General features: G+C 66.3%; 3 protein-coding genes. All 3 read left to right on the forward strand.

Translation table 11 applies throughout. The features are described 5' to 3' along the window. Positions 1–1,883, forward strand: a 1,883-nt coding sequence (locus I2E26_RS01100; RefSeq protein WP_195419281.1) for a M48 family metallopeptidase, incomplete at its 5' end; no start/stop codon positions are given. 178 nt (positions 1,884–2,061) lie between these two features. Then, positions 2,062–4,128 (forward strand): translation factor GTPase family protein, encoded by a 2,067-nt coding sequence (locus tag I2E26_RS01105; RefSeq protein WP_195419282.1) that lies wholly within the window; start codon positions 2,062–2,064, stop codon positions 4,126–4,128. Between the two features lie 291 nt (positions 4,129–4,419). Next, on the forward strand, positions 4,420–8,783 hold a 4,364-nt coding region (locus I2E26_RS01110; RefSeq protein WP_195419283.1), incomplete at its 3' end, for a beta-N-acetylglucosaminidase domain-containing protein.

Raw genomic sequence — 8,783 nt, forward strand, 5'->3', positions numbered from 1 at the left:
AGCTCATGGGCGCGCCGTATGCCGATTCGATCGACGCCTTGATCTACCGGGGCGAGAAGGATGACGCGAGCGGATTCGAGCGCTTCGCCGCCCGGTCCCTGCTTGCGGCGGGGGCCGAGTACGTGCGCCCCATCGCCGCGACGCACGAGATCGACCTGCGCCGCCTGGCTTCAACGGGCATGTTCTGGACGGGCTACAGCCGTGAAAACATGGTCGATCGCGAGGTCGATACCCTGCAGGCGGTGGAGGGCGCGCTCAACCGCCTGGTGTTCATAGACCGGATGCTCTCCGACGACGACGGCGCTTCCCCGTTCACCAGCTCGCTGAGCGAGGACGCTTGCGAGGCCGTGGCCCGCACCGCGCTGTGCGCGTTTCCCTCGGGCGCCGAAACGCGCCTGCGGGGGTGCGAGGAGGCGAGCCCGTTTTCCGAGGTCGCCGGCGCCGTGGCCGCGCGCGGTGGCGAGTGGGACGTACGCACGCGCTTCGCTGCGGGGGCGGAGGGCCTGCGCACGCCGTTCGGGTTCGATTACACCTTCGACTGCGATGCCCGCGCCGGGCTGTTTGCGATCGACGCCACGGTGCCCGCTTCGAGCGCCTGGCCGTTCGAGCACGACGGCGAGCGCGTGGAAGCGCGCCGCTGCTATGCGCTGCGCCTTTCCGTATTGCTGGCGGCGGTGGCGTTCGGGGCGGGCGTTGGCGTGACGCGCGTGGTGCTGACGCTGCACGAGCGCCTGCTGTCGGGCGGCGCCGTGCTCACCATCGCCTACGACCGCCGGCCCTTCGCCATGGGCGTGCTTCCGAAGGTCGCCTCGCATGCGTTGCTTGAGGAGAAGTTGACGTCCGCCGCCCTGATGGAGATGGTCTCTCCGCGCGCGCATCGCTTCGCCACCGAGCTCGACGGCGTGTTCGAGGGCGTGGATCCGCTTGATCCCGGCATCCCCTGCCGTATGGTGCCCACCGCCGAGGACGACCGCCCGCTGCCGCCGGCGCTGGCCACGTTCCTGCGCGCCGATCGCGTGTGCGACCTGGATGTATACGGATCGGGCGACGACCCGCTTCGCGAGCGTTTTCGCGAGTTGCTCGCGCGCGAGGAGGCCGGCGACCCGTCGGTGCTCAGCGAGGTGGCCGATCTCGTTTCGGCCTACGATGCCGCCGATGCGCTGCAGGGCGATGACCGCGTGCCGCTGTATTGCTGCAACATGGCATCGCGCGTGCTGGCGGGCGGCCTGGAGCTCGAGGGGCAGCAGCGGTTCCGCAAGGTTCCCGACTCGGCGTTCGACGCCCGCTCGGTGCTGTGCCGCATGTACCGCGAGCGCGACAATCTCGAGGACGCCCTGCAGCTGGCAATCGAGCTCGTCGGCCTGGCACCCACGTCGTTCAACGCCTACCATTCGCTGGCGCTCGTCTATCGCGATATGGGCAAGATGCCCGAGGCGGTCCAGGCGCTTATCGAGGGGTTGAAGGTTGCCTCCGTGCCCACCGATGTGGCCTGCTGCTACTATCGCCTGGGGTATTTCTTCTGGCAGATGGGGCAGCCCCAGCTCGGCCTTGCCTGCTACGCGCTGGTGCGCCGCGATTCGATCTTCTACGGCGAGGCCCAGCAGGAGATGGACGAGCTCATGCGCGAGAACCATCTAAGCCGTAAGCCCGCGCGCGACGAGGCGCAGGCGATCGCACGTGCCGAGGGCGTGCCGCTGGCGCCGGTGTCGTCGCTGGTAGAGGCTGTGGCCACCGCGGCGTTGGGGCTGGTTGACGCCGGCTGCTTCGATGCCGCGCTCATGCTCGTCCACTTCCTGTCGTCGACGGACGTAGGCCCCAACAGCTACGACGTGCTCGCCTCGGTCACGCGCTCCCTGCAGGGGGTCGGCCGCCCCGTGCGATAGCCTCCGGCTGCCTGCCCGCCCTTTACCGTACGCGAGCGCGCACTGGGCGAAAGCGGGCGGTTACCCCTTGCGCGGAGGGGTAGGCTCGGGTCATACGGCTGTCGTGCGGGGTTGCACAAGGCACCTCGTCACGCGTTTTCGGCGCGCATCGCTGCGTGCCGGGAAAGGGAGGTGTCCCATGGGTGCGCCCAAGACTGGCAATGTGAGGAACGTGGTGCTCGTAGGCCAAGGCGGGGTGGGCAAGACCTCGCTCGCGGAGGCCATGCTCCACCTGTCCGGCAAGACCGCTCGCTTGGGCGGTCACGGTGGCACCAAGCCCACCCTCGATTACGACGCCGAGGAGGTCAAGCGCGAGTTCTCGATTTCGACCTCCATCGCGCCGATCGACTGGAAGGGCGCCCGCATCAACGTGCTCGACGCCCCCTGCTACCCCGATTTCATCGGCGATGCCTACGCTGCCATGAGCGTGTGCGAGAGCGCGCTGTTCGTGGTGGACGCCGCCGAGGGCCCGCAACCCACCACCGTCAAGCTGTGGTATGCGGCCGAGGACCTGCGCCTGGCGCGCGCGGTGTTCGTCAACCGCGTGGACAAGGAGAACGCCGACTACGCCATGTGCATGGAGATGCTGCGCGAGCGCTTCGGCATGCGCCTGGGCGCCGTGACCCTGCCCTGGGGCACCGGTCCGGATTTCCATGGCATCATCGACCTGGTCCGCATGAAGGCTCGCCAGTGCGACGGCACCGCGCAGACCGAGTTCGACATCCCCGAGGAGCTGCGCGCGGAGGCCGAGGCCGCGCATGAAACGCTGTGCGAGCTGGTTGCCGAGGCCGACGACGAGCTTATGGAGAAGTATCTCGAAGGCGAGGGCCTCACGCAGGAAGAGGTCGAGAGCCTGCTGGCCACCGCCATCGCCAAGCGCCTGTTCGTCCCGGTGTTCGCCGGCAGCTGCACGCAGGAGCAGGGCGTCAACTCCCTCATGGACGATATCGCCACGTACTTCCCCGCGCCCACCGATTACGGCGAGATGCCGCTGATCGACGGCGATACCCTCAAGATCTCCTCCGATGACGACCGCCCGGTGGTCTTCGTCTTCAAGACCTTGAACGACGCCCAGCAGGGCCGCATCTCCTTCATCAAGGTGCTCACCGGCACGATCGAACCCGGCATGGAGCTCGTGAACGCGCGCACGCGCAAGGGCGAGCGCCTGACGCACCTCAACGTGATGTGCGGCCGCGAGATGACCGAGGTCGGCCATGCCTACGCCGGCGACATCGTGGTGGTGCCGAAGCTCTCCGCCGAGACGGGCGATACGCTGTCCGTCTCCGGCAAGGTCGAGGCCGCGGCGTTCAAGTTTCCCAACTCGCAGTACCGCATCGCCATCGAGGCCGAGAACCGCTCCGAGGAGGACAAGCTCTTCACGTTCATCGAGAAGGCGTGCGAGGCCGATCCCACGATGAAGATCGAGCGCGACGAGGAGACCGGTCAGACCGTGGTGTCCGCCGTGGGCGAGGCCCAGGTATCCGTGCTGCTCAATCGCCTAGAGGAGCGCACCAAGGTCGAGGCGCACATCGTGCCGCTGCGCATTCCGTATCGCGAGACCATCCGCCGCGTGGCGAGCGCGCAGGGTCGCCATAAGAAGCAGACCGGTGGCGCCGGCCAGTTCGGCGACTGCTGGCTGCGCGTCGAGCCGCTGCTCGACGGCACCGAGTACGAGTTCGTGGACGAGGTCGTGGGCGGCCATATTCCGCGCTCGCTCATCCCCGCGGTCGACAAGGGCGTGCAGGAGACCATGAAGGACGGCATCATCGCCGGCTATCCGCTCACCGGCCTGCGCGTGGCCTGCTACGACGGCTCGTATCATCCGGTCGACTCCAACGAGATGGCGTTCCGCACCGCGGCGCGCATCGGCCTGAAGAAGGCATGCGAGGACGCCGACCCGGTGGTGCTCGAGCCCATGGAGAATATCACCGTGACGATCCCCGAGAGCTACGCCGGCGCCGTGATGGGCGACGTGTCGGGCTCGCGCGGCCGCGTGACCGGCATGGAGACCAACGACCGCGGCGACACCGTGATCACGGCCACCGTACCCTATGCCGAGCTGGTCGACTACGCCACGCGCCTGCGCTCGCTCACGCGCGGCACGGGCGACTTCGTGATGGAGCCCGCCGGCTACGAGCAGGTTCCCTACGACGTGCAGCAGAAGCTCGTGGATATCTACGAGCACATGCGCGCTCAGGGCCGCTAGGCATCTCAGCGGCCCCGGTTCCTTGCGAGCCGGGGCCGCTTCGCGAACGGCGTCGCATGCGGCGATGCCGTTCACGGAATTGTCCGCAGCCGGAGCGGTTTCTCAGGTACCCACTTTATCTGCAGGGATGGTTTGCACCGCCGGTGTCTGGCTCATTTCGCGGAGCCGTTCGCGGGCAAGTGTTCGATAGAGCGACATGTTGGTATGCAACATCTCATACCATTTGATACTCAGGAGGCGCGTCAGGTGCGCCCTTCTTTTTACTGGAACCCGTAGGAAGGGGGAATGTACATGCATTCCACAGGTATGAAGGGGAGGGGAATCCGCAAGGCGCTCTCGGCGGCGTTCGTCGCGCTGGCGGCGGCGGCCATCGCTGCGCCGGCGCCGGCACGGGCTGCCGAGCAGGCCTATAAGGTCTATCCCACTCCGCAGGCGCTCGAATACGGTACCGGCGAGGTGACGTTGCCCGAGACGGTGAATGTCGTGGTCGAGCCCGGTATCGACCAGGAGACCCAGCGCCGTCTCGACGAGACGCTCGCGCTGAAGGATATCGCCTCCAAGAAGGTCGAGCAGCCCGGAACCGACGCCGCTGCCACCGAGGTGCTGGTGGGTATCAGCGGGTCGAAGGGCGCGGTCGACCAGCTCGTCACGGCGGGTGCCGTGACGCCGAGCGCCGAGCTCTTCACCAAGACCGACGCCTACCATCTTGCCATTCAGCCCAAGACCGATGGGGCCCCTGCGCGCATCGTCGTCGTGGGTCGCGATACCGACTCGGCGTTCTACGGCCTGAGCACGCTCTTCCAGATTTTCCAGCAGGCTCCGGCCCGCTCGGTGCGCGCCCTTGCCGTGAATGACTGGGCCGACGTGGAGACCCGCGGTTTCATCGAGGGCTACTACGGAAATCCGTGGAGCACCGAGGACCGCGTCGAGCTCATGCGCTGGGGCGGCTATTACAAGCAGAACGCGTACGTCTACGCGCCCAAGGACGACCCCAAGCACAACGCCGAGTGGCGCGAGCTGTACTCGCCCGATGAGATCGCGAAGATCTCGACGCTGGCCAAGGCGGGTAACGATTCGAAGTGCCGCTTCGTCTACGCGCTGCATCCGTTTATGAACCAGCCCCTCTCCTTCTGGGATTACCAGAAGGACCTCGAGGTGCTCAAGGCAAAGTACCTGCAGGTCATCGATGCCGGCTGCCGCCAGATCATGCTGAGCGCCGACGATGCGCGCGACCAGGGTTCCAGCAACTACACCAAGCTGCTGAACGATCTCACCGCGTGGCTGCATGAACTGCAGGCGATGAAGAACGAGGACGGTACGCCGAAGTACCCCGGCCTTAAGGACACCATCCCGTTCGTCGCCGCCAACTACGCGCAGGCGGGCGAGTACTGGTACAACCAGCTTCCCAAGAACGTGAAGCCCATCATGACCGGTACCCGCGTATGGGGCAAGGCCGATCGCTCGACCATCGCCACCTTCACGCGCAAGGCGGGCGTCGCGCCGTTCATGTGGATCAACTGGCCCTGCACGGACAATACGCGCGATCACCTTTCCATGGGCGGCTACGAGAACGCTCTGGGCGCCGACGTCACCCCCGGCTCGCTCGTGGGCTGCGTGATCAACCCCATGCAGCAGTCCGAGCCCAGCAAGGTCGGCATCTTCCTCAACGCCGATTTCTCGTGGAAGAACTGGACGAGCTACGAGCATGCCGACGAGGTGTGGCGCGATTCGTTCAGCCACGTGGACAACGGCACGCCGGCTGCAAGCGAGGCGTCTGATGCGCTGCGCACGCTGTCCGAGCACATGAAGTGGTATCAGGGCGGCGGCGTGACGTTCGAGTCGCGTGAATCGGAGTCCGTGAAGCCCATGCTCGACGCCTTCCGCGCGAAGGTCGAGAACGGGACGGTCAAGGTCGAGGATATCGACCAGGTCGAAGAGCTGTTCGGCCAGATCGCCGCAGCCGCTCAGACCTATCGGTCGTCTGCGGCCAACAAGTCCATGGCCAAGCAGATCGAGCCCTGGCTCGGGTTCTGGTCGGACGGCATGGGCGCGGCCCAGCATTATCTCTCCGCGCTCCGCGCGCGCCTGATGGGCGACAACGACGCGCTCGTTATCGAGTATACGCAGGGTAAGGAGCAGTTCGATAGCGCGCTGCTGCACAGCTATCCCTATGTTGCCGACATCCAGTACGCCCGCGCCGGCACCCGTGCGGTGTGGCCGGTCGTCGAAGCGCTCGGCGAGTACCTGCGCCCCATCGTGGGCGAGGTGACCGGAACGGTCGACGTGGTCACGTCCATCGAGCTCAAGGGTCTGGCCACGAGCGGCAACCCTGCCAACGTGATCGACGGCGATCCCGCAACCTACGCTCATTTCTCTGGTAGCAACCCCACCACCAACGTGAACGTGGGCGACTCGTTCACCATTACGTACGAGCCGTATCAGCGCGCCGATAGCGTGAAGTTCGTGCAGTCGGTGCCCGCGTCGCGTCCGCAGGACGTGCTGCGCGATGCGTTGGTGGAGTACACCACCGACGGTACGACCTGGGTCGAGCTCGGGCACGTGAACGGCGATGCCGAGCAGACGCTCAAGTTCGCCAAGGCCATGGACCTCAAGGGCCTGCGCTTTACCAATAAGTCCTACTACAACGGCTACTGGCAGGTGAACGAGGTTGCCACCTCGGTGTCCGCGGCCAAGCCCTACGAGGCGTTCGCAAGCGTCGAGCCCGCGACCGGCGACGTGTCCGCTATCGTGGACGGCGACGCTAAGAGCGGCGTCAGCTTCGACGTGAAGGGCGAGGGCGCCCAGGCGGGCCTGACCTATATGAAGACGACCGAGGTCGGCGTGGTGACCGTGGTGCAGGGCGCCAACGCACGCGCCGGCAAGCTCGAAGTGCTCACGGGCGGCACGTGGACCGCTATGGGCGACGTGGCCGCGAAGGCCGAGCAGACCATCACGCTCAGCTCGAACGTCGCCGTGAACGGCGTCCGCATCGCGGTTCCCGATGCCGGCGCATGGGACCTCAACGAGCTTACGGTTCGCCGCCTGCCCAGCAGGGTGTCCCCTGCTATGGATGCGGGCATGTCCGCCTACCAGTGGTATACGCTCGACAAGATCGCCGATGGCAATCCTTCGAGCTACGCGCATCTCAAGAACACCGAGCACAACAACATCCGCGCCAACGACTGGGTGGGCCTGACCTTCGAGCCCGCAGCGCGCATCGGCAAGATCACGTTCGTGCAGGATAACGATGGCGGAGACGTCATCGTGAAGGGCAAGGTCGAGTACCAGGCCAAGGATGGCAGCTGGCACAAGGTGGGCGACGTGACGTCGGCTAAGACGCAGACGTTCGAGTTCGCCAACGTGAACGCCCTGGCTATCCGCGTGACCAACCTCGAGAACACCGCAAAGTGGTGGAAGGTCTTCGAGCTCACCGCCGAAGAGGGCTACGAGAGCCTGGCCGGCGCCGTGGTGAGCGACATCGAGGGCCTGACGCTCGCCGGTGCGGCCGATAACGCATCGGCTACGATCTCGGGCGGCAAGGTCGTGATCCCCGCCGGCTCGTATGTGGCCATCGACCTCGCGTCGGTTCAGGCGAACATCACGGTCGATGCGGAGACGGCCGCCGCCGTCGCAAAGGCCGGCTTGACGGTCGTTGGCTCCGTGAACGGTCTGAGCTGGGATGCTGCTGGTGAGTCCGGCATCGCTGCCGCTCGCTACGCGGGTCTGCAGAACAAGACCGACAAGCCGATCGAATTCGATTTTTCGGCAACGCCGTTCAAGGTGCTGTATCCGGGTCTTGCCGGTGACTTCACTTCTACGGCCCAGCCGGTCGGCGAGGGGCATGCGCCCGAGGCCATGCTCGACGGCCGCATCACCACGTACTGGCGCCCCGCTGCCGAAGCGGGCAAGCTGGCGTATCGCGTTTCGGATCCGCTGACGGGCGACCTGCCGCGTGACGGCGTTCGCGTGATTTCTTCGGGCGTGCCGAACGGCGCCAAGGTGAGTGCCACCGTATACGACGCCGCCGACTATAGCTCGACGCGCGAGGTCGAGCTCGGCGTGCTCGACAAGCCCGTGAAGGACTTCGTGTTCTCGAAGGCCGCGGGCGGCGCGTTCTTCGGCGTGAAGGATCTCCATGTAAGCTGGGAAGGCGGGAAGGTTCCGTCCGTGGCCGAGCTCGCGCTGCTCGACACCGCGTTCGAGCCCGCTCCCCAGCCCAAGGAGTTCACCGTCACCTTTGATTACGGTTACGAGGGCGCCGAGCCCGCGACCGTGAAGGTCGAGGACGGCAAGCAGGTCGAGAAGCCGACGGACCCCGTCCGCGAGGGCTACGTGTTCAAGGGCTGGTTCAACGGCGAGGAGGCGTACGACTTCGCGGCCGCCGTGAAGGCGGACCTGACGCTCACCGCCAAGTGGGAGAAGGCCGTCGAGCCCGAGCCCGAGGTGAACAAGGCCGCCCTCCAGGCCAAGTACGACGAGGTCAAGGACATCAAGGCCGACGGCTACACCGCCGACTCCTGGAGGGCCTTCGAGTCCGCCCTCAAGACCGCGAAGACGGTCCTCGAGAGCGACAAGGCCGGCCAGGCCGACGTCGACCTCGCGCTGCAGATGCTCTCCGACGCCCATGCCGCTCTGAAGAAGGAAGAGGCCCCGCA

It is taken from the genome of Collinsella sp. D33t1_170424_A12 (genome assembly GCF_015554865.1).
Taxonomy (GTDB): domain Bacteria; phylum Actinomycetota; class Coriobacteriia; order Coriobacteriales; family Coriobacteriaceae; genus Collinsella.